17 protein-coding genes are annotated in these 21,577 nt (G+C 42.8%); 9 read left to right on the forward strand and 8 right to left on the reverse strand.

What is annotated here, in order from left to right:
• The first annotated feature begins 4 nt into the window (after window positions 1-4).
• The gene (locus K1Y79_RS07890; RefSeq protein WP_220249442.1) at window positions 5-1,246 is read left to right on the forward strand and encodes an aminotransferase class I/II-fold pyridoxal phosphate-dependent enzyme; all 1,242 of its coding nucleotides are present in this window, start codon (window positions 5-7) and stop codon (window positions 1,244-1,246) included.
• Between the two features lie 1,442 nt (window positions 1,247-2,688).
• Here K1Y79_RS07890 and purL read toward each other — a convergent pair.
• Window positions 2,689-4,941, reverse strand: coding sequence for a phosphoribosylformylglycinamidine synthase subunit PurL (gene purL, locus K1Y79_RS07895; protein ID WP_220249443.1), 2,253 nt, complete (start codon window positions 4,939-4,941; stop codon window positions 2,689-2,691).
• A gap of 362 nt (window positions 4,942-5,303) precedes the next feature.
• On the opposite strand from purL, the gene K1Y79_RS07900 reads away from it, so the two are divergent.
• From K1Y79_RS07900 to K1Y79_RS07910, 3 genes are all read left to right on the forward strand, one after another.
• Window positions 5,304-7,502 carry a glutamine synthetase III family protein gene (locus K1Y79_RS07900; RefSeq protein WP_220249444.1) on the forward strand — a complete coding sequence of 733 codons (2,199 nt, stop codon included), beginning with the start codon at window positions 5,304-5,306 and terminating at the stop codon, window positions 7,500-7,502.
• Between the two features lie 182 nt (window positions 7,503-7,684).
• Window positions 7,685-8,506, forward strand: a complete 822-nt coding sequence (locus tag K1Y79_RS07905; RefSeq protein ID WP_220249445.1) for a hypothetical protein — start codon at window positions 7,685-7,687, stop codon at window positions 8,504-8,506.
• 107 nt (window positions 8,507-8,613) lie between these two features.
• Window positions 8,614-9,435: a hypothetical protein gene (locus K1Y79_RS07910; protein ID WP_220249446.1), complete on the forward strand. Its 822-nt coding sequence runs from the start codon at window positions 8,614-8,616 to the stop codon at window positions 9,433-9,435.
• A 77-nt stretch (window positions 9,436-9,512) separates the two neighbouring features.
• Here K1Y79_RS07910 and accC read toward each other — a convergent pair whose 3' ends face one another.
• The 3 genes from accC to efp all read right to left on the reverse strand — a co-directional run bounded on the left by accC (window position 9,513) and on the right by efp (window position 12,063).
• Window positions 9,513-10,850: an acetyl-CoA carboxylase biotin carboxylase subunit gene (accC, locus tag K1Y79_RS07915; RefSeq protein ID WP_220249447.1), complete on the reverse strand. Its 1,338-nt coding sequence runs from the start codon at window positions 10,848-10,850 to the stop codon at window positions 9,513-9,515.
• A gap of 112 nt (window positions 10,851-10,962) precedes the next feature.
• Complete coding sequence (gene accB / locus K1Y79_RS07920; RefSeq protein ID WP_220249448.1) at window positions 10,963-11,442, reverse strand: acetyl-CoA carboxylase biotin carboxyl carrier protein; 480 nt, start codon at window positions 11,440-11,442, stop codon at window positions 10,963-10,965.
• A gap of 54 nt (window positions 11,443-11,496) precedes the next feature.
• Window positions 11,497-12,063 (reverse strand): elongation factor P, encoded by a 567-nt coding sequence (gene efp, locus K1Y79_RS07925; protein ID WP_220249449.1) that lies wholly within the window; start codon window positions 12,061-12,063, stop codon window positions 11,497-11,499.
• A 366-nt stretch (window positions 12,064-12,429) separates the two neighbouring features.
• Here efp and K1Y79_RS07930 point away from each other — a divergent pair, with 366 nt between their 5' ends.
• The 3 genes from K1Y79_RS07930 (at window position 12,430) to K1Y79_RS07940 (ending at window position 14,676) form a co-directional block, all read left to right on the forward strand.
• Window positions 12,430-12,939 carry a peroxiredoxin family protein gene (locus K1Y79_RS07930; RefSeq protein ID WP_220249450.1) on the forward strand — a complete coding sequence of 170 codons (510 nt, stop codon included), beginning with the start codon at window positions 12,430-12,432 and terminating at the stop codon, window positions 12,937-12,939.
• 81 nt (window positions 12,940-13,020) lie between these two features.
• Window positions 13,021-13,959 carry a malate dehydrogenase gene (mdh, locus tag K1Y79_RS07935; protein ID WP_220249451.1) on the forward strand — a complete coding sequence of 313 codons (939 nt, stop codon included), beginning with the start codon at window positions 13,021-13,023 and terminating at the stop codon, window positions 13,957-13,959.
• A 255-nt stretch (window positions 13,960-14,214) separates the two neighbouring features.
• Window positions 14,215-14,676, forward strand: coding sequence for a MarR family winged helix-turn-helix transcriptional regulator (locus K1Y79_RS07940; protein WP_220249452.1), 462 nt, complete (start codon window positions 14,215-14,217; stop codon window positions 14,674-14,676).
• Between the two features lie 54 nt (window positions 14,677-14,730).
• On the opposite strand, the gene K1Y79_RS07945 is transcribed toward K1Y79_RS07940, so the two are convergent.
• From K1Y79_RS07945 to K1Y79_RS07955, 3 genes are all read right to left on the reverse strand, one after another.
• The gene (locus K1Y79_RS07945) at window positions 14,731-15,969 is read right to left on the reverse strand and encodes an MFS transporter (protein ID WP_220249453.1); all 1,239 of its coding nucleotides are present in this window, start codon (window positions 15,967-15,969) and stop codon (window positions 14,731-14,733) included.
• Between the two features lie 39 nt (window positions 15,970-16,008).
• Window positions 16,009-16,653, reverse strand: coding sequence for a DedA family protein (locus K1Y79_RS07950; protein ID WP_220249454.1), 645 nt, complete (start codon window positions 16,651-16,653; stop codon window positions 16,009-16,011).
• 132 nt (window positions 16,654-16,785) lie between these two features.
• Entirely contained in the window at window positions 16,786-18,147 is a 1,362-nt protein-coding gene (locus K1Y79_RS07955) for a dicarboxylate/amino acid:cation symporter (protein WP_220249455.1), read from the reverse strand.
• Window positions 18,148-18,346: 199 nt separating this feature from the next.
• Between K1Y79_RS07955 and K1Y79_RS07960 the strand changes: the two genes are divergently transcribed.
• Together K1Y79_RS07960 and K1Y79_RS07965 are read left to right on the forward strand one after the other, a co-directional pair.
• On the forward strand, window positions 18,347-19,837 hold the full coding sequence (locus K1Y79_RS07960) for an amino acid permease (RefSeq protein ID WP_220249456.1): 1,491 nt from the start codon (window positions 18,347-18,349) through the stop codon (window positions 19,835-19,837).
• 165 nt (window positions 19,838-20,002) lie between these two features.
• Window positions 20,003-20,713: a YebC/PmpR family DNA-binding transcriptional regulator gene (locus tag K1Y79_RS07965; RefSeq protein WP_220249457.1), complete on the forward strand. Its 711-nt coding sequence runs from the start codon at window positions 20,003-20,005 to the stop codon at window positions 20,711-20,713.
• Between the two features lie 84 nt (window positions 20,714-20,797).
• On the opposite strand, the gene K1Y79_RS07970 is transcribed toward K1Y79_RS07965, so the two are convergent.
• Window positions 20,798-21,508: a response regulator transcription factor gene (locus tag K1Y79_RS07970; RefSeq protein WP_220249458.1), complete on the reverse strand. Its 711-nt coding sequence runs from the start codon at window positions 21,506-21,508 to the stop codon at window positions 20,798-20,800.
• Window positions 21,509-21,577 lie beyond the last annotated feature (69 nt).

A 21,577-nucleotide genomic window follows, 5' to 3' on the forward strand; every position in this document is an offset into this window, starting at 1 on the left:
ACATATGGATATTTTTGAGAAACTGCTTAAGCACATGGGCCCTATAGGCGAGCACTCTGACAGAGCCCATGGCTACTTCGCGTTCCCCAAGCTGGAAGGTGAAATTGGCCCCCGTATGAATTTCAGGGGCAAAGAGAAAGTTGTATGGAGCCTGAATAACTACCTGGGTCTGGCTAACCACCCCGAGGTACGAGCTACTGACGCAAAAGCAGCAGCAGATTACGGTCTGGCCACCCCAATGGGAGCCCGTATGATGAGTGGTAACACGAACTACCACGAAAAGCTGGAGAAAGAATTATCCGATTTCATGGGCAAAGAAGACACTACCCTGCTGAACTATGGTTATCAGGGTATTATGAGTGCGATCGATGCTATTTGTAACCGTCGTGACGTAATTGTGTACGATGCAGAATGCCACGCGAGCATCATCGATGGTCTGCGCCTCCACCAGGGTCACCGCTATGTGTTCAAACATAATGATATTGAAGATTGTGAAAAACAGCTGAGACGTGCAGAGGAACTGATCAAAACTACCGGCGGGGGTATCCTTGTGATTACCGAAGGTGTATTTGGTATGGCGGGTGATCAGGGTAAACTGAAAGAAATCGCAGCACTGAAAGAAAAATATCAATTCCGTTTCATGGTGGACGACGCACATGGATTCGGTACAATGGGTAAAACCGGTGCAGGTACAGGTGAAGAACAGGGTGTACAAGATAAAATTGACCTGCTGTTCAACACTTTTGCTAAATCTGGTGCTTCTATCGGCGCTTTTATGAGTGGTGACAAAGCTATCATCAACTACCTGCGCTACAATATGCGCTCCCAGATCTTCGCTAAATCAATTCCTTTACCACTGGTAATCGGACATCTGAAACGCGTAGAACTGATGCGCAAAAACCCTGAGCTGAAAGCAAAACTCTGGGAAAATGTGAATAAACTGCAGCAAGGCCTGCGTGACCGTGGTTTTAATATCGGAAGAACGAACTCTCCTGTAACGCCAATATACCTGCAGGGCGATATTCCTGAAGCTACAGCTATGTGCCTCGACCTGCGTGAGAACTATAATATCTTCTGCTCTATCGTGGTATACCCGGTTATTCCAAAAGGACAGATCATCTACCGTCTTATCCCAACCGCTGCACACAACGATGAGGATATCGAACTGACACTGAAAGCATTCAGCGAGACGAAAGAGAAACTGGACAAGAAAATATACGAGGTTGCTGAAATACCTATGGTATAATCAAACTCAATAGAAAAAGCCCCGGCCGGTTGGTCGGGGCTTTTTTTTATTTCCCGGAATCTGCACCAGACAAAGCAACCCACTCCTCCCCTTGACCAAAAAAACAGCCTGCACTTGTTGCCCCCCGACGAAATTCACTCGGTCATCTGACCGCTACCCTGGAAAATATTTGTAAGATCTGACGGCTGCTAATTGGTCAGATGCCGCTTTAACTTTCAAATGATATCATCACCAAAAGGTCATGTTAAGGGCACTTCGATATCCCCGGGATATTGAGGTGCCCTTAACATGACCTTTTGGTGATCCGATGGTATGAAACATTAGTCCTGATTAAATCAAATAATGAGGACGCTTATTTTAATGTCTTTAATCAATTGACACACACAACTTCCAGGAGGGGTTCATCTACCTGGATCGTAGACTTATTGAACAAGAAATAATGGCATATTACTGGGAAAAGTAGGGAAACAAAGGACCAAATAGCACATGTTGTACCGTCTAATTCACGATTTTCTACTCAAAAACTTGAGTAAGCGGGCCCGGGAATAGATAATTTGATCAATTCGCGGACGTAGCGCTGCTATAGCGAAACCCTTATCTGTATTGAATTTTAGAGTGAAATGAAGTTGAATGGTAGTTAATATATACCAGTTAGCAATAAATTTTTGAGGCACTGGTTTTATATCGGCATAGTCAGAAGCGAGTGGCACAACATTTGCATAATCTTAGAACGTATATAAAAAAGTAAACCCCTCGTTTATACGAGGGGCTTCACAACAAATCGTTCTTTCTCACTAGGTGTAAATTTCACTTAGCTTTCATTAGGACATGGCAGAACAATTGGTCTCCATAGAATTGAGAAACCCTAAGGTTTCTGGGATAAATAAACTAGCTTTCATAGGTCTGGAAGCAAATGCCCCCAGGAATACAAATTGTTCTAATTCAAATTGGTTTTCATAGGCTGGAATCCTTTTAATTCCAGGGATAATTGACTAGTTGGTTTTCATAGGATCGGAATCCTTTTAATTCCGTAGGTAAAATGATTCTTTACATTTCATAGGTCCGGAAGTGTTAGTTCCGAGGATAAAATTGGCATCGGTTATCATAGGACAGGAATCACCTTCATGATTCCAGGGATAAAATATTATTGAACTTGGTCCTTTTCATCAGACCCGGTGTATTCGCATTTCTCTTCATCAAAAGTACTCTAAGCAGTGCGATATAAATTCACACGAACATGTCATTTTGTTAATGAGTTGTTAAAAGAAATTAACGATACAATAACAATAACACTACCTGAAAACCGTGATCTGTTGCGATTTTCGACGTCATTACACATGTATAAGTGTATGACGGACAGGCTTAAAATGTTAAGAGGCACAACATAACACCCATGTGGTATATACGTTGTACCTCCTAAATTTTATGGTATGAATATTTTGCTACAGATGAGATTCAATTGCAATATCATATGGTTGTTTCCACACTGCAACAGTACCCCAGTCTTCTCCATCGATCACTACATGCTCTCCTTTCACAACACCCAGCTTCTCAAATTTAATTGAATGCTCAGTAGCATCTATCACTGTATGTAATACTGCATCAAACTTTTCCTTGTCTTCCGGTCTGATGGTAACAATAGCGCGGCTCTGACTTTCCCCGAAAAGGAAGGCATCTTTACGGAAATTAGGGTTCGTATGGATATCAAATCCTAATCCGGAGCTCATCGCGCTTTCCAGTAATGTAACAAACAATCCACCTTCACTTACATCATGAGCTGATTGTATAATACCCGCTTTGTTCAGCTTAGCGATGGTCTGGTGCAGACGATGCTCTTCTTCCAGGTGGAAATGCGGCGCAGGGCTATATTCAATACCGATCAGCTTATGCAGGTATTCTGAACTGCTGATATCATTACGGCTGCGTCCAAGCATATATATCAGGTGACCTGATTCCTTGAAGTCAAGGGTAATACGGTCAGCAATATTATCCAGTAGGCCCAGCATGCCGATTGTTGGCGTCGGATATACGGCACCATCCGGAGACTGATTATAGAAACTTACGTTACCACCGGTAACAGGCGTATTAAACTTGCGGCAGGCTTCTGCTATTCCTTTGATAGCGTGTACGAACTGATAGTACACCTCAGGATCATACGGGTTACCGAAATTGAGGCAATTGGTAATTGCCACAGGTTCACCGCCACTGCATACAATGTTACGCGCAGCTTCAGCAACGGCAATTTGTCCGCCGATATGGGGATCCACATATACATAACGGCTGTTACAGTCTGTAGTCAGCACCAGTGCTTTCTTTGAATCTTTTAATGCTACAACTGCAGCATCACTGGGTGCGTTTGTACTGGCGTTGGCAGCGCCCACCGTGCTGTCATACTGTGTATATATCCAGCGTTTGGAGGCGATATTAGGTAGTTTAACCAGTCTTTCAGCTGCGAACTGCGGGTCGAGCGTGTCTGGTATTTTATGAATATCGAAAGCTTTTACTTTCTCAAAGTATTCAGGTTCAGTGTAGGCGCGATGGTACTGAGGAGCGCCTCCGCCCAGCACGAGGCTATCTGCAGGGATATCTGCTTCCAGCTGACTGTGTAGATAAAACTTCAACTGTTTATCAGTGGTGACTTCACCTATCTGTACACAGTGAAGGTCCCATTTATCAAATATCTTCAGGATATCTTCTTCCTTACCTTTCTGAACCACGATCAGCATTCTTTCCTGGCTTTCGCTGAGCAGTATTTCCCAGGCTTTCATATTTTCCTGGCGGGTAGGAACTTTATCAAGGTGAATGATCATACCATGTCCACCTTTGGCACTCATTTCTGCGGTAGAGCAGGTAATACCGGCGGCACCCATATCCTGCATGCCAATGAGAGCGCCGGTAGGGATAATCTCAAGGCATGCTTCCAGCAGTTTCTTTTCCTGGAAAGGGTCGCCTACCTGTACTGCGGGCAGATCTTCCACACTGTCTTCGGTAATATTGGCGCTTGCGAACGCTGCGCCGCCGATACCATCTTTACCTGTTGCCGAACCGACGATGAACACAGGATTACCGGCACCATGCGAGGTAGCGGATACTGTCTGGCCTACTTTCACCAGGCCGACACTCATTGCATTAACGAGTGGGTTGGTGTTATAGCAATTCTCGAAGTATGCTTCACCGGCAACGGTGGGTACACCGAAGGAATTACCATAGTGGCCTATACCTTTTACAACCCCTCGTACCAGGTGTTGCGTTTTCTTATCATTAATATTACCAAAGCGCAAAGAGTTCAGTGCAGCAATAGGGCGTGCGCCCATAGTGAAGATATCCCGATGAATACCGCCTACACCAGTGGCAGCGCCCTGGAAGGGTTCTATTGCCGACGGGTGATTATGTGATTCGATCTTAAATACGCATGCATAGCCGTCTCCTATATCCACAAGACCGGCATTTTCTTCACCGGCTTTCACCAACAGGCGGTCTCCTTCATGGGGCAATGATTTCAGCCACACGATCGAGTTTTTGTAACTACAATGCTCACTCCACATTGCAGAATACATACTCAGTTCTGTGAAGTTGGGGATGCGGCCCAATATACCTATTATGCGTTCAAATTCATCTGCTGTAAGGCCAAGTTGTTCTGCTGTTTCGACAGTTGTTTGGGAGAATTTATTGGTGGTTTCTACGTTAGTTTGCATGGAACTAGATGTATAAGTGAGAGATAAAACAAATAAAAAAAACGTATAGTTTTTTTTAAGACATCAGACAAAGTTCTTGCCAATTCACAGGCCTTATAAATATAAGATATTCAATACTCTTAGCGATATCATTTTCTGGCAGGTGAGGGATATATCGATAGTACAATGCAAACAGGCCTCAGATATATCAAATTATGTTTTTTTTAATATATCAGTTTAAAAGGTAGTGGGTATTCATTTTTTATTTAAAAATCAAAAATATTAACGTTTTCCAACTCTAAATGTAATTTTTTAGTTAAAATCAACTTAATTCTTGCTTATGTTAGCGCAACACTGTTCTTTTGTGTAAAATTATTTACAGCATGCAATCGTTACGCTTCACCGCACTGGAAAACCTTTCTGGTGTTGATTTAAAAATCAAGCCTGAGCAACTTAACGGTACAAAGATTACCGAGGTGTTCGGCAGCAATGTATTCGCAGGAAAAGTAGTGCGCGAGAATCTGAGTGATGAGGCTTATAAGAGCTTAATGAACTCTATAAAATCCGGCACTAAGATCGATCGTAAGATGTCTGAGCAAATCGCCTCTGGTCTGAAACAATGGGCGATGAAAAAAGGTGTAACCCACTACACCCACTGGTTCCAGCCTTTAACCGGTACGACTGCTGAAAAACATGACTCTTTCTTCACACTGAAAGGTGATGGTTCTGCGCTGGAAACTTTTGATGGCGATGCCCTGGTTCAACAGGAGCCTGATGCTTCCAGCTTCCCTAATGGTGGTTTGCGTGCGACATTTGAAGCCCGTGGTTATACTGCATGGGATCCATCCTCTCCTCCATTTATCCTGGAGCAGGGTCAGGGCAAAACACTTTGCATACCTACTATATTTGTTGCATATACCGGTGAATCACTGGACTACAAAGCTCCTTTGCTGAAAGCACTTTCTGCTATTGACAAAGCGGCTGTAGATGTTTGTAACTATTTTGATAAAAATGTAACCAAGGTTACTGCTACCCTGGGTTGGGAGCAGGAGTATTTCCTGGTTGACGAAAGTCTGGCGAATGCGCGTCCTGACCTGGTAATGTGCGGCCGTACTGTAGTTGGTCACGCTCCATCCAAAGGACAGCAGCTGGAAGATCATTACTTCGGTTCTATTCCTGAGCGTGCATATGCGTTCATGCGCGATTTCGAGGTTGAGTCTTACAAACTGGGTATTCCTTTAAGAACACGTCACAATGAGGTGGCTCCTTCCCAGTTCGAGTGTGCGCCAATCTTTGAAGAAGTAAACATCGCGGTGGATCACAACTCCCTGCTGATGGACGTTATGACCAAAGTGGCAAAACGTCACAAACTGAGAGTATTACTGCACGAGAAACCATTTGCAGGTGTAAACGGTTCAGGTAAGCACAATAACTGGAGCCTTGCTACAGATACTGGTGTAAACCTGCTGGCTCCGGGTAAAACCCCGAAGACCAACCTGATGTTCCTGACCTTCTTTGTAAATACTATCAAAGCGGTTCATGATTATGCAGACCTGCTGAGAGCATCTATTGCATCTCCTAGCAATGACTTCCGTCTGGGTGCTAACGAAGCGCCTCCGGCTATCATCTCTGTATTCTCTGGTAAATACCTGTTTGATGTACTGCAGGAAGTTAAAAACCGTGTGAACAACAAGTTTGATGAGCAGGACGAAGCTATCCTGAAACTGGATCTGCACCGTCACATTCCAGAATTGCTGCTGGACAACACTGACCGTAACCGTACTTCACCTTTTGCCTTTACTGGTAACAAGTTTGAATTTCGCGCGGTAGGTTCTTCTGCAAACTGTGCTTCTGCTATGACTGTGCTGAACACAATTGTTGCAAAAACACTGGCAAACTTCAAAGTGGAAGTGGACGCCCTGATTGAAAAAGGCGAGAAAAAAGAGATTGCTATTATGCAAACTCTTCGGAAATATATTGTAGATTCGGAGAAAGTTTTATTTGAAGGTGACGGTTATAGCGAAGATTGGGAGAAAGAAGCTGAAAAGAGAGGTCTTGCTAACGTAAAAACCACTCCTAAAGCACTGGATGCATACGTTACCGAAAAATCAACTAAACTGTTCACTGAAGTAGGCATATACAACGAGAAAGAATTACATGCACGTCATGAAATCCTGCTCGAGGATTATGTGAAGAAAGTACAGATCGAAGCCCGTGTTATCGGTGATCTGGCTACTAACACTATCCTGCCTTCTGCCATTACCTATCTCAACAGCCTGATTGCCAACATCAATGGTCTGAAGGGTATTGGTCTTGGTGACAACGCCGTTAAAGCGCAGACGCAGATCGCCTCTAAAATAGCTGAACATATTAATGTCATCAGTGAGAATGTACAGGCTATGATCGAAGCGCGCAAAGTAGCTAATAAAGTTACTGACAGCCGCCAGAAAGCTATAGATTATTGTGATAAAATTAAGCCGTACTTTGATGTTATCCGTTATCACGCGGATAAACTGGAGTTCCTTGTTGATGATAAACAATGGGCACTGCCTAAGTACAGAGAGCTGCTTTTCTTGCGATAAAACCGTAAGATTGTTTTGGTGTATGATTAGCCCCGGGTATTTACCCGGGGCTTTGTGTTATAATAACTTATGCTTATCTTCGATAGACTCTTAACCCGATACCCCTCCTGCCCGTTTTTAAGCAATCCTCTATTTATTTCAAAGGCACACACTCATTTTTCATTACCCCTAAAAACTCCCTCATGAGAACACATCCCGCTGTTTCCCTACATGCTGCTATGGGCATGGCAATACTCTGCCTGTTTACAGCCTGCGGCAAAACAGATGTACCACCTCACGGCAGCGCATCTTTCTGCCAGATTGAAAAAGTTGAAGGTACTGACTACATTAACAGTTGGACCAGCAACAGTACTATAGAGTATAACAGCGCCGGTAACCCGGTATTGCGCACCCGCTCAGATGTGGCTACCGGCAACGAAAACGAGCGCTACCGCTATGACGCACGAAACCGACTTACTGACCAGATCACCGGTTATGGACGGATGGAACAAGGCGAAGATTACTGGGAATGGCACCGTTTCAAGTACCAGGGTAACAGCGACCGGCCTTATATGGACAGCTTTTACCTGGTTGGTATCATCGGAGAACATCCGATACCACGTCCAGGTGCACCTTTCCTACGCATGACCGTGCGGTTCGAGTATGATGCAAAAGGCCGTATTATTAAAGAAAGTTCCTTTGATGAAAACGGCACTCAATGGAATCAGGCTACCTATGAGTATAACAGTCAGGGTAACCTGGAAAGACAGATCACCGTCTACAACGAACACGGTACTATAGATACCGTCTATTACCCCAGGTATGATAACAAGATTAATTTTCTGCGCACAAACAAAGTATGGCAGTTCCTGACAAGAGATTATAGCCAGAATAACACTTTCCCTGCTGACAGCTATAACAAATACGGACTGCCCTTACAATTTGCTTCGGCTAATAGAGGAACCCGGAAATTCTTCCTGGATGTAGAATACACGGATCTGAAGATTACCTATAAGTGCAAATAATCAGCTCCCTACTGCTTATTAACCGTCTCCCTCCTGCTATTTTCAGTCAATCTGGCTTCACAGCCTATTAAAGACTCATATTCATTACCCCCTAAAAAATCCCCCTCATGCAAAAACGTCTCAACTTTACTTTTCATGTGTTCATCGCTGCAAGCATGCTTTGCGTATTGGCTTCCTGCGGTAAAACGGACTTTCCCCCTGATTGTGGTGCTCCCCTTTGTCAAATAGAGACATATGTAGGGAACAGCGAATGGGAAGAAGGACAAGTTGTCAATACATTTACTTACAACAGCGCCGGTAATCCAATATTACGTACCCGTTCGGATGTTGCCACCGGCAATGAAAACGAAACCTACCGGTATGATGCCAAAAACCGGCTCACAGATCAGATCCTTCACTATGAAGATGGTAGCTATGGAGCGGAATTTCGGGAATGGCACCGTTTCAAATACCAGGGTAATAGCGACAGACCATACATGGACAGTTTTTATACGAATGGTTTCATCGGTGCTCATCCCATCCCTTATCCATTTCATCCTATGATGCTGATTGTTATTTACTTTGATTACGACCACGCGGGTCGGCTTATTGGAGAAAAGTCTTTCTATGAAGATAACTATGCATGGTATGAAAAAACCTACATATATAACAGCGCCAACAATCTGGCAAAACAAACGTATAATCTCGTAAATTTCGGCTACAAAGACACTATATATTACCGGTTGTACGACGACAAAGTCAATTTCCTGCGCACGAATAAAGTGTGGCAATTGCTAACTCGTAATTACAGCGAGAATAATGTAAAAACAGCCAGCAATTATAATAAGTATGGCCTTCCGCTACGGTTTCCTGCTGACAACACGGAACTAGTAGTTCCTTTCCTGGATGCGGACCTGAGCGATATTACAATTACCTATAAATGTAAATAACGAGTAGTAACCGGATTGCTTAAAAACAGAAAAGCCGGCCTGTTAAGGACAGGCCGGCTTTTATATATCTCACCAGATTAAACCAGTTTGAATGTTTCTGTGAATTTGGTCGTAAAGTTGCCTTTACGGAAGTTCTCATCACGCATCAGCTGCTGATGGAAAGGAATGGTAGTTTTTACACCTTCGATCACAAATTCGCTTAACGCACGCTCCATAGTATTGATAGCTTCCTCACGGGTCTGTGCAATGGTAATCAGTTTAGCCACCATTGAATCATAGTAAGGAGGGATCACGTAACCGGCATAAATGTGGGAATCCACACGTACACCATGCCCACCAGGAATGTGGAGGGTAGTGATCTTACCAGGAGATGGACGGAAATCATTGTACGGATCTTCAGCATTGATACGACATTCGATTACGTGCATTTCCGGAGTATAGTTTTTGCCGGAGATTGGGATACCGGCAGCGATTTTGATCTGTTCTTTGATCAGGTCAAAATTGATTACCTCTTCCGTTACACCATGTTCTACCTGGATACGGGTATTCATTTCCATGAAGTAGAAGTTACGGTGTTTGTCTACCAGGAACTCGATAGTACCCACACTTTCGTAGTTGATAGCAGAAGCGGCTTTGATAGCTGCCTCACCCATTTTCTCACGCAGTTCAGGTGTCATGAACGGAGAAGGAGATTCTTCTACCAGTTTCTGGTGACGGCGCTGGATGGAGCAGTCACGCTCACTGAGGTGACATACTTTACCATACTGATCACCAGCTACCTGGATTTCAATGTGGCGAGGCTCTTCCACGAATTTCTCCATGTAGATACCGTCGTTATTGAAAGCGGCGCGGGCTTCATTTTTAGCCATATTGTACGCGTTTTCCAGCTCTTCATCTTTCCACACTACGCGCATACCTTTACCACCACCACCTGCAGTAGCTTTAAGGATGATAGGCAGGCCCATCTCTTTTGCCAGCTTCTTTGCTTCCTCCAGGCTCTGTAATAAGCCTCCGGAACCAGGAATAACCGGTACACCTGCAGCGATCATTGTTTCTTTTGCAGTCATCTTATCACCCATCTTACGGATCATTTCCGGAGTGGGGCCGATGAATTTGATGCCGTGTTCACCACAGATCTCTGCGAAACGGGCATTTTCTGCCAGGAAACCATAACCAGGATGTATTGCATCAGCATTGGTTATTTCTGCTGCAGCCATCAGGTGAGGTATATTCAAATAGGATTCGCTACTTTGTGGTTTACCTATACATACCGCTTCATCTGCAAACTTTACGTGCAGACTGTCTTTATCTGCGGTAGAGTAAACAGCCACCGTTTTGATGCCCATTTCCTTACAGGTGCGAATGATACGCAGGGCGATCTCTCCACGATTGGCAATCAATATTTTCTTAAACATGTTTTTTCAATAGGTTAAAGAAAAGTAATAAACCTTAAAAGGTTGGAAAACTATGAGATTAGGGAAATTTCCTTATCCATCTCATAATATTCCAACCTTTTAAAGTAATAAATTATGGTTCTACCAAAAATAAAGGCTGATCGTACTCCACAGGGGAAGCATCGTCTACCAGTACCTTTACAATTTTACCGCTCACTTCACTTTCGATCTCATTGAAGAGTTTCATTGCTTCAATGATACAAACTACTTTACCTGAAGTAACATCATCACCGACATTAACGAAAGATGGTTTATCAGGGCCAGGGCTGCGGTAGAAAGTACCGATCATCGGAGACTTGATAGTTACCAGGTTGTCAGCTTTAGCTTCTGCTTTAGGAGCTTCTGCAGCTGCAGCCGGAGCGGCTTGTGCTACAGGGGCTGCCTGTGGTACTGGTTGATAAATCGGAGCAGCTACTGCGGGAACAGTATAAACTGGCTGTTCGTTATCTTTTTGCTTTATAGTAATCTTAAACTTGTCCTGCTCTATGCTCAGTTCGCTGATATTGGACTTGTTGACCATTTTTACCAGCTCCTGAATCTGTTTAAAATCCATGTAGACAGTTTTTGGTTTAGAAATGCTTGTAAGTAGATAATATATGGACTAAAACTATTCTTTTACTCTTTCGATGTAATCGCCGTTTTTGGTGTTTACTCTGATCAGTTCACCTTCGTTTACGAACAGGGGAACGTTCACAGTAGCGCCTGTTTCAACGGTTGCTGGTTTCAGCGTACGGGTAGCAGTATCGCCTTTGAGACCTGGCTCGGAGTAAGTTACTTTTACTACGATTTTATCAGGCAGCTCTACGCTCATTGGTTGTTCAGTTTCTGTATTGATAGACACGCCAACTTCCTGACCTTCTTTCAGGAACTGTGGAGCATCAATCATTGATTCAGGCAGTGCGATCTGCTCGAATGTTTCGTTATCCATGAAGTTATAGCCACTGTCATCCTGGTATAAAAACTGGAATGCTTTCTTTTCAACACGTACAGGGTAAATGGTGTCGCCTGAGTTCCAGGTGTGTTCAATAGATCTGCTATTGTCAACACCTTTCAGTTTAGCCCACACTTTAGCAGCGGCACGGGCTGTTTTGTTCTGACCAAACTCTACAACAGAATATAAACTGTTATCCAGTTTAATAATTAATCCTGTTCTGATATCTGCAGTGGTAGCCATAAAAGGATACTTAATTTATATAGTTAAAAATACGTTAGGAGTGCAAAAGTAACTCATTCTGGCAAAATCCTTCATGAACTGATTGCTTCCTTAATTGTTTTAGTGTAATACTGAGACCCTATTCTTATCTATTATTTTTTTTAGGAATGCAAACATAGTGTAAGGAAGGGTAATCTAGTAATTTTTTTATAAAAAAATCGAAAGATAGTCCACACCCGCCTTCCCTGGCTATAGGATAGCCCTTGTTTAAGTAAATTATTCATCCAAAATAAAGGTTCTGAGTCGCTTAGCATTGGTCTGGACTATTACAAAATTCGATACCTTTAGTCTGATACAAAACTCAAGCGTACAAAATCAGACTCAAACATGAAGCGTTTTCTTACCATTTTATGCTGCTGTCTGCCGTTTTTAATACAAGCGCAGACTAAAACAGCAGTAGGGCCAACGGATCAACCACCTTATCTTCAGTTTCCGGTAGTACCGAATTATAAGATTACATTACCGGACGGACACATCATTAATACTAAAGATAACCTGAAGAAAAACACCACAACTATTGTCTTTGTTTTTAGTGTAGATTGTGATCATTGCAAGCACTTTACAGAGGAAGTCTTGCAGAATATTGACAAATTCAAAAAAACTCAGATCCTGATGCTAACACCTTTCAAGGCGGATCAGATGAAAGAGTATTATAATAGTTATAATATTAAGAAGTACCCAAATATTACAATGGCCAGCGAGCCTACCAGGCAGATCATGTATTTCTATGATCTTCATTATTTCCCCGGCGTGTTTGTTTATGACAAGAAGCAGAAGTTTGTAAAAGGCTTTGAGGGCACCATAAAGCTGGAGGAATTGATGAAATACCTTAATTAATTCGTTGCGGGCCTGTTTCAGTGGCCATGGGTACATTTGTTTCATCCTCATATTCTTCACCTTTTAAAATTTATACAAACGATGAAAGTTACTGTCGTAGGAGCTGGTAATGTAGGCGCAACCTGTGCTAATGTGCTGGCTCACAGAGATTTCTTACAGGAAGTTGTGTTGTTGGATATTAAGGAAGGTACAGCAGAAGGAAAGGCGTTGGATACCTGGCAGCAGGCCCCGATTGATTATTATAGCACCAAAGTGACCGGTGTTACGAATGATTATGTTAAAACAGCTGGCAGCGATGTTGTTGTTATTACCTCTGGTTTACCACGTAAACCCGGCATGAGCAGGGATGACCTGATTTCTACTAATGCTAATATTGTTAAGTCAGTGACGGAAAATATTAATAAGTATTCTCCTGATGCCGTCATTATTGTTGTTAGCAACCCGCTGGATGTCATGACTTATTGTGCATTTCTGACAGCACAGAAAGACAGCAGTAAAGTATTCGGTATGGCTGGTATTCTGGACACGGCACGTTACCGTGCATTCCTTGCAGATGAAATTGGTTGCTCTCCAAAAGATATCCAGGCTATCCTGATGGGTGGTCATGGAGATACTATGGTGCCCCTTCCACGTTATACGACCGTATCTGGCATACCGGTCACAGAACTTATTGCTTCCGATAAACTCGAAGCTATTATTCAACGCACCAAAGTAGGCGGAGGAGAGATTGTAAATCTACTGGGAACATCTGCATGGTATGCGCCAGGAGCTGCTGCAGCACAAATGGTTGAAGCTATCCTCAAGGACGAGAAAAGGATATTCCCTTGTTGTGCATGGCTAACCGGCGAATACGGCCTGAAGGACATTTATCTGGGTGTACCGGTAGTATTGGGCAAAAATGGTATTGAAAAAATACTCGAGTTACAGCTTAATGAAAGCGAGACTAAGCTTCTCCAGACATCAGCTACACACGTAAAAGAGGTAATGGATGTACTGGATAATATGAAAGTGGTCGCTTAATAATATATTCATCCTAATATAAAAGGCTGACTAATAGCCAAAAATGAATAGGCTATCAGTCAGCCTTTACTATGTCCTTTTGAGTACCAACCCTCTCTTTCAGCTGATACAGCTGTACTCTCCGGAATAAATACTTTTCGGTGACTAAAAAGATTTATTACATTCGTTTCAACGGCTATTATACAAAACCTGTTGTTTTGTTTGCCAAATGCATGATTGAATATTCGTATTTTTAACCCGACTACATTCTCACTTATGTCAAACATAGAAAAACTAATCTCGCAGAAAAATTTTACCAGCGAGTATAATAAAGGGTTAATTGGTCTCATCTTCGTCGGCAACTGGATAGTGTCGCGTCATCAACATTTCTTTAAGAAGTTTGACATCACCATGCAGCAATATAATATTCTCCGGATTCTGCGTGGGCAACATCCTAAAGCAGCCAATATCAATACTTTAAAGGAACGGATGCTTGACAGGATGAGTGATGTATCACGTCTTGTGGAACGTTTGCGTAAAGCTGGTCTGGTAGAAAGAAAAAGTAGTGAAGTAGACCGTAGGGCTGTAGATGTACAGATTACAGAAAAGGGCCTGGCACTGCTAGATGTCATAGATGCAGACCTGCCTGATTTGGAAGATTCTTTGAAGTTATCACTTAATGAAGAGGAAGCGATCCAGCTCAACCTACTGCTGGATAAGATATTGACACGTTATTGATGTCAGAATTAAGGACTGAATGAGTATTGTTACTCAATCAGTCCAGTTATTTTTCTAAATTTTTTCTTCGTAATTAAGGTCTTTCCCGAAGGTTTCTTCTACTGTGTAAGATGCAAACATCGCTACTGCTATGCAGATCATACCAACGATAGCACCGCTTTGCAGGTAGGTCAAATAGTTCTGGAAACCGGCAAATAACATGGTAATCAGTGGAAGCATACCCCTTGCAAAGTTAGGTACTGTAATGGCTACAGTGGCACGCAGGTTTGTACCGAAACTCTCTGCAGCAATTGTAACGAAGATTGCCCAGAAGCCTACACTGAATCCGAGGATACAGCAGACTGTATAGAAAAGCCACTTTTCTGCTCCGTGGAGGTTTAAGTAAAAGGCAACACAGACAGCAGTCAGCATTAGAAAGATCATCATGACTTTCTTACGGCTCTTGAGCAATTGACTCAGTAAGCCACTGGAAAAATCACCCAGTACCAGTCCTGCATAACAAAAGGCTACCGCGTCACCTGGATTAATTGGCGATTTTACCCCCATCTCCACAGCAAACTTATTGGAGAAGGCTACCAGGATACCTACCACAAACCAGGTGGGGGTTCCCAGTAAGATACTTTTCAGGTATCTAACAAACCGGTCTTTATTATTAAAAAGAGCAAGAAACTCTCCCCTACCCACAGCATCTTTCTCTACCGCCTGGCTGAACATATGCGATTCCATTACACTGATACGCAGGAAGAGTAACAGGAGACCAAGTCCGCCGCCGATGAAGTAGCAATATCTCCAGTCAGGTACCAGTTTAGCAATAAGATTAGCTGCCACCGCTCCGGATACTCCTACCGTAGCAACAATCATGGTACCGTAACCTCTTTTTTCTTTTGGAAGAATTTCAGCAACGAGAGTGATACCGGCACCCAGTTCACCTGCAAGTCCGAGGCCGGCAATAAAGCGCCAGAACAGGTAACCGTTGGTACCCGTTACAAAGCCATTGGCAATATTAGCAACAGAATAAAGCAGAATGGAACCAAATAATACTTTCAACCGGCCTTTTTTATCTCCCAGGATACCCCAGAAAATCCCCCCTACCAGGAGGCCCAACATCTGAACGTTGATCAGGAGCATTCCTACTCCTGAATCAATTTCATCCTGTGGTACGCCCAGGTCTTTCAGACTGGGCACCCTGACGATCGTAAATAACAGAAGATCATAGATATCCACGAAATACCCCAATGACGCTACTAACACAGCGACATTGAAAATCGTTGAGGTGCTCTTGCCCGGTTTCATAACAGTGAAATAATTATTTATCCATTCGCAACGCTATACTCAGGATGCAGATGGCTTGCTTTTGCCAAAGAATAACTTAATAACGACAGGTAAAGTAGTTATAACTATTAATATAATAACTATCAGCTCCAGGTGATCTTTCAAAGTAGGGAATGCTTTATCCAGATAGTGACCTGCCAGCATCATAGAGAATACCCAGCAGAAAGAGCTGACTACATTGAAGAACATGAAACGTTTTGGTTCCATCTGTACGATACCCGCTACGATAGGTGCAAACGTACGGATGATAGGAAGGAAACGCGCCAGGAAGATAGCGCCGCCACCATATTTCTCATAAAATTCCTTCGCCTGGTAAAGATGTTTCTGTTTAAAGAAGAAAGTGTCCTTCCTATTAAATAAGAGCGGCCCGGATTTACGACCGAACCAGTATCCTACATAGTTACCTAATACACCCGCAACTGCAATCATCAGCATTATTACTACAAAAGGCACATCGTAGAAACTTGCAGAAAGCAGGTTTACATATATACCAGCTACAAACAGGAGGGAGTCACCTGGCAGGAAGAAACCGATAAACAGGCCGGTCTCGGCGAAAACGATCATCAATAATAAATACAGTCCGCCATGATCGATGATCCACTGCGGATTAATAAGATGCTTGAATAATTCTACAAACTGGTCCATATGTTCTTTATAATCTCGAAATCAGGTACTAATATAGGTGCTTACACTGCCTTACTTCCGCATCAGACGCCTTGGTGTGCAATAACGATGGCAGAGGGCCGACAAATTAAGCATAAAACTGTTATTGATTTGTTATACTTCTTTTAACTGGGCGTCAGATACAGGAGTAAGTGAGTTTTCCCATTTGGAAACTACTGCAGTAGCCATTGCATTTCCAATTACATTTGTTGCTGAGCGTCCCATATCCAGCAGGTGATCCACCCCGAGCAGTAATAACAAACCTGCTTCCGGGATGTCAAACATAGCGAGTGTACCGGCTATAACTACCAGGGAAGCCCTTGGCACACCAGCGATGCCTTTACTAGTAATCATCAAGACAAGTAACATAGAAATCTGCTGTTCTATACCCAGCTGCATGTTATAAGCCTGTGCAATAAAGAGACTGGCGAAGGTCATGTACATCATAGAGCCGTCCAGATTAAAGGAGTAGCCCAATGGCAGTACGAAGCTTACGATACGTTTGTCACAACCAAATTTCTCGAGTTCTTCCATTGTACGAGGGTAAGCAGCTTCACTACTTGCAGTACTGAATGCTAACAGAAGTGGATCTTTAACAAGTCCTAGTAGGATAAGTACTTTTCTACCTAGTACAATTGATCCTGCCAAAGCAATAACTATCCAAAGAGCCGCCAGACCAATATAGAACTGCCCGATGAACTTACCATAAGTCAGTAATATACCCAGACCTTTCTGGGAAATGATCGCTGCCATAGCACCAAATACAGCAAATGGTGCAAAGTTCATCACATAACCTGTTACTTTCAGCATGATGTGCGCAACGCTATCCATGAACTTAACCACTATATCACCCGTACTACCGATAGCAGCTGTTGCAACACCAAAAAATAACGCGAATACTACTATTTGTAATATTTCATTGTGCGCCATCGCGTTTACAACACTATCCGGGAAAACATGCTGAAAGAATCCTTTCAGCGTCATGCTGGCTGCCGCCACCCCACTGCTTGCGTGTGAGTCAGGTAGGGGGAGATTCAGGGAATGGCCGGGTTGCATAATGTTAACCAGGACCAGTCCAAGGAAAAGCGAAACGAAAGTAGCTGAAATAAACCACAACATTGTTTTGCCGCCTATACGACCTACCGCCTTGATATCTCCAAGTTTGGCGACACCGACTACCAATGTGGAGAATACGAGCGGAGCAATGATCATTTTTACCAGACGCAAAAATATATCTGTAAGAATCGAAATATTATCCGCAAACTTCTGAATAACCATATCCCCTGTCTTGCCTCTGCCTGTATTCAGACCGGTAATATATCCGGCCAGCCCACCATGTATATTGTTATCTGCTGCTACCTGTTGAGCGCCTCCGCCGTAAGTTTCCGCATAACTTACGTTCACAATGTATCCTGTCAGGATGCCCAGCACCATGGCTATGAATATAAATAAGGTAAGCCGGTTGGATCTCTTCATTCCTTGCCTTTTAATTACAATTAATATATATGCTAAACGCTAAAATTCCCCAAAAATAAGGTTAGTACTGTAAACTTGTAAGCTCATTTATAAAATAAAAGCTGAGCGTTTGCATTTTGATATTTATATTTGGCGATCTGTAATAAAACGAAACAACAAACTAAACCACTTAAACGTCAACCACAATATCTCAATTAGTATGGGCAAACTTTTTGTAAAAAAGCCACTCTCCCTGTTATTAGCTGAAGCATCCGAATCTGAAAAAGGTCTGAAACGTACCCTTGGTGCGGGATCTCTTATAGCTTTGGGTATAGGCGCTATCATAGGTGCAGGGCTTTTTGTTAGAACAGCGGCCGCTGCGGGACAACATGCTGGTCCGGCTGTTACGATCTCTTTCATTATTGCTGCTATTGGTTGCGCCCTGGCAGGTCTTTGCTATGCTGAGTTTGCCTCAATGATTCCTATCGCTGGTAGTGCTTACACCTACTCTTATGCAACGATGGGTGAGTTTATCGCATGGATAATTGGATGGGATCTGGTACTGGAATATGCACTTGGTGCAGCTACAGTTGCTATTGGATGGTCTCAGTATCTTAATAAGCTACTAGACACGGCCTTCGGGTTTTCCATACCATATGAGTGGTCTCATAGTCCGTTTGAAACATCTGATGCAGGCGTTCACGGTATCATGAACTTACCTGCTGTGTTTATATTATTGGTACTATCCTTATTATTAATCCGCGGTATTGAAGGTTCTGCCATTGTTAATAACATCATCGTTATTACCAAAGTGGCTATCGTAATACTGCTGATCATACTGGGATGGCAGTTTATTAATCCGGCTAACCATACGCCATTCACTATTCCAGCTGATGCAGGTTCTGTTACTATGCACAATGGTAAAGTGATCAATTATAGCGACTTCTGGTTTCATGGATTCCCGGGGGTACTACGAGGGGCGGGTGTAGTGTTCTTTGCATTTATTGGTTTCGACGCAGTGTCTACAGCTGCTCAGGAAACCAAAAATCCTAAGAAGAACATGCCAATAGGTATCCTTGCATCACTTGCTATATGTACTTTACTGTATATACTCTTCTCTTATGTACTTACAGGTATTGCGCCTTATAAAGACTTTCTGAGAGAAGGTGGTGAAGCGTCTGTAGCTTATGCAATTGACACTTACATGCCTGGCTACCAGTGGTTATCTACTTTCGTAACTGTAGCAATCCTGGCAGGTTTCTCATCTGTAATACTGGTAATGTTGTTAGGCCAGACGAGAGTATTCTATTCTATGTCAAACGATGGTCTGGTTCCAAAAGTATTCTCAAACCTGCACCCTAAATTCCGTACACCATACAGATCTCAGCTGCTGTTCTTTGTATTTGTATCACTTTTCGCTGCATTCGTTCCTGACAGCGTAGTAGGCGATATGACCAGCATCGGTACCCTGTTTGCGTTTGTTCTGGTTTGTTTAGGTGTCATCGTGATGAGAAAAACAAATCCTGACTTACCACGTGCATTCAAAACTCCGGCAGTACCTTTCATTCCTATTTTGGGCGCGCTGTTCTGTCTGACGATGATTATTAGTCTTGGATTTGAAAACTGGGCACGTCTGTTAGTTTGGCTGCTGCTTGGCTTTGGTATCTACTTTGGTTACAGCGTCAAGCATAGTAAAGCCAGAAAATTGTAATTAGAATCTTAGTATAAATATACTGATCCCGGGGTCGGAAAATCAGGGCTGCAAAGCACATGATTTTCCGGCCTTGTTATTTCAAGACTGCTTAAGAAGCTAATTATTACTATAAAAGTGACTATTTTTGCGTCTCGATTTTCTTAAAAATTAATCATACCCACTATGGGAAGAATATTTGAAGTAAGAAAGGCCACCATGTTCGCCAGATGGGACAGGATGGCCAAACAGTTTACCAGGATAGGCAAGGAAATAGCGATTGCTGTGAAGCAGGGAGGTCCTGATCCTGATAATAACCCCGCACTCCGTAGATGCATAGCGAACGCTAAAGGTGTTAACATGCCCAAAGACCGTGTTGAAGCGGCTATTAAAAGGGCGATGGGCAAAGACAAGACTGATTATGAGGAAGTAGTATATGAAGGATATGCTCCACATGGAGTAGCGGTAATGGTTGAGACAGCGACTGATAATACTACCCGTACCGTAGCCAACGTGCGCATGCACTTTAACAAAGAAGGCGGTAGCCTTGGAAACAGTGGTTCTGTGGGTTTCTTATTCAACCGTACAGGTGTATTCAAGATTAAAAACGAAGGGCAGAACCTGGAAGAGCTGGAATTAGAATTGATCGATGCAGGTCTGGAAGAAATTGGTGAAGACAGTGAGGGTAATATTGTACTCCACGTTGCATTCACCGAGTTCGGTAATATGTCAAAAGCGCTGGAAGAAAGAGGTATTGTTCCTATCAGTTCAGAGTTACAACGTATACCAACGACAACAGTTGAATTGAACGAAGAACAGGCTAAAGAAGTGTTGACGTTGATTGATCGTCTGGAACAGGATGATGACGTTCAGCAGGTTTTCCACAACCTTCGTTAGTAGTTGAGATAAAGTTATAAAAGAAAAGCCTTGTCAAATGACAGGGCTTTTCTTTTATAGTAGTTAGTTAATGATTATATATTGCTATAAAACGCGGCAAACCTCGCTCTCAATTACAAGACGCAATCCTTTACCATGTATTGTTTCCAATTTAATGGTATTGTCCAGTTTGAAATGCTTACGGATACGGGTAAGATATACATCCATACTGCGGCCAGTGAAGAAATCGTCGTTACCCCATACGCTGAGTAGAATACCTTCACGTTTTAAACGTTTATTAGGATTATCGCAGAGAAATTTGAGTAATTCGGCTTCTTTAGGCGGTAAGTTAATAGTTTGGCTAGTTGGTGGATGATAGATTTTAAACTCGCTATAATTGAATATCAATGTTCCAAGTTTAAAAATAATCTGTTTATCATTTTGCAGTAGGCGACTTCTCTTCATAAATACTTCCATCCTGCAAAGAAGTTCTTCCATATTGAAAGGTTTTACCAGGTAGTCATCACCTCCACACTCAAAACCATTCAACTTATCTTGCTCCATGTATCTGGATGTAGTAAAAATAATGGGAACGTTTTCATTCCTATCTCTGATTTCCCTGGCTAGGGCAAATCCATCCATTCCTGGCATCACTACATCAAGCAGGCAGATGTCAAAGGGACGTTCCTGAAAGGTATGCCATCCTTCCTCACCATCAGAGCAATGTACTACAAGGTAGCCCGCTTTTTCAAGATGGCTTTTGATGACTTTTGCAAAAAAATGGTCGTCTTCTACTAACAGAACTCCTGCTTTCATAAATGGCTTTGGGTTGATGGTTAATTTAGAAGTCTTTTCCTGACAAAAAACTCTTACAAAATGACAAAT

Origin of the sequence: Chitinophaga rhizophila, assembly GCF_019492185.1 — a bacterium.
In the GTDB taxonomy this organism is placed as follows: Bacteria; Bacteroidota; Bacteroidia; order Chitinophagales; family Chitinophagaceae; genus Chitinophaga; species Chitinophaga rhizophila.

What these genes read in the sequence shown, in the direction of transcription:
- K1Y79_RS07890 (WP_220249442.1), top strand. Translation starts at nt 5, where the DNA reads ATGGATATTTTTGAGAAACTGCTTAAGCACATGGGCCCTATAGGCGAG.
- mdh (WP_220249451.1), top strand. Translation starts at nt 13,021, where the DNA reads ATGAAAGTTACTGTCGTAGGAGCTGGTAATGTAGGCGCAACCTGTGCT.
- K1Y79_RS07940 (WP_220249452.1), top strand. Translation starts at nt 14,215, where the DNA reads ATGTCAAACATAGAAAAACTAATCTCGCAGAAAAATTTTACCAGCGAG.
- accB (WP_220249448.1), bottom strand. Translation starts at nt 11,442, where the DNA reads ATGGATTTTAAACAGATTCAGGAGCTGGTAAAAATGGTCAACAAGTCC.
- K1Y79_RS07900 (WP_220249444.1), top strand. Translation starts at nt 5,304, where the DNA reads ATGCAATCGTTACGCTTCACCGCACTGGAAAACCTTTCTGGTGTTGAT.
- K1Y79_RS07950 (WP_220249454.1), bottom strand. Translation starts at nt 16,653, where the DNA reads ATGGACCAGTTTGTAGAATTATTCAAGCATCTTATTAATCCGCAGTGG.
- K1Y79_RS07945 (WP_220249453.1), bottom strand. Translation starts at nt 15,969, where the DNA reads ATGAAACCGGGCAAGAGCACCTCAACGATTTTCAATGTCGCTGTGTTA.
- K1Y79_RS07965 (WP_220249457.1), top strand. Translation starts at nt 20,003, where the DNA reads ATGGGAAGAATATTTGAAGTAAGAAAGGCCACCATGTTCGCCAGATGG.
- accC (WP_220249447.1), bottom strand. Translation starts at nt 10,850, where the DNA reads ATGTTTAAGAAAATATTGATTGCCAATCGTGGAGAGATCGCCCTGCGT.
- K1Y79_RS07970 (WP_220249458.1), bottom strand. Translation starts at nt 21,508, where the DNA reads ATGAAAGCAGGAGTTCTGTTAGTAGAAGACGACCATTTTTTTGCAAAA.
- K1Y79_RS07930 (WP_220249450.1), top strand. Translation starts at nt 12,430, where the DNA reads ATGAAGCGTTTTCTTACCATTTTATGCTGCTGTCTGCCGTTTTTAATA.
- K1Y79_RS07955 (WP_220249455.1), bottom strand. Translation starts at nt 18,147, where the DNA reads ATGAAGAGATCCAACCGGCTTACCTTATTTATATTCATAGCCATGGTG.
- K1Y79_RS07910 (WP_220249446.1), top strand. Translation starts at nt 8,614, where the DNA reads ATGCAAAAACGTCTCAACTTTACTTTTCATGTGTTCATCGCTGCAAGC.
- purL (WP_220249443.1), bottom strand. Translation starts at nt 4,941, where the DNA reads ATGCAAACTAACGTAGAAACCACCAATAAATTCTCCCAAACAACTGTC.
- efp (WP_220249449.1), bottom strand. Translation starts at nt 12,063, where the DNA reads ATGGCTACCACTGCAGATATCAGAACAGGATTAATTATTAAACTGGAT.
- K1Y79_RS07905 (WP_220249445.1), top strand. Translation starts at nt 7,685, where the DNA reads ATGAGAACACATCCCGCTGTTTCCCTACATGCTGCTATGGGCATGGCA.
- K1Y79_RS07960 (WP_220249456.1), top strand. Translation starts at nt 18,347, where the DNA reads ATGGGCAAACTTTTTGTAAAAAAGCCACTCTCCCTGTTATTAGCTGAA.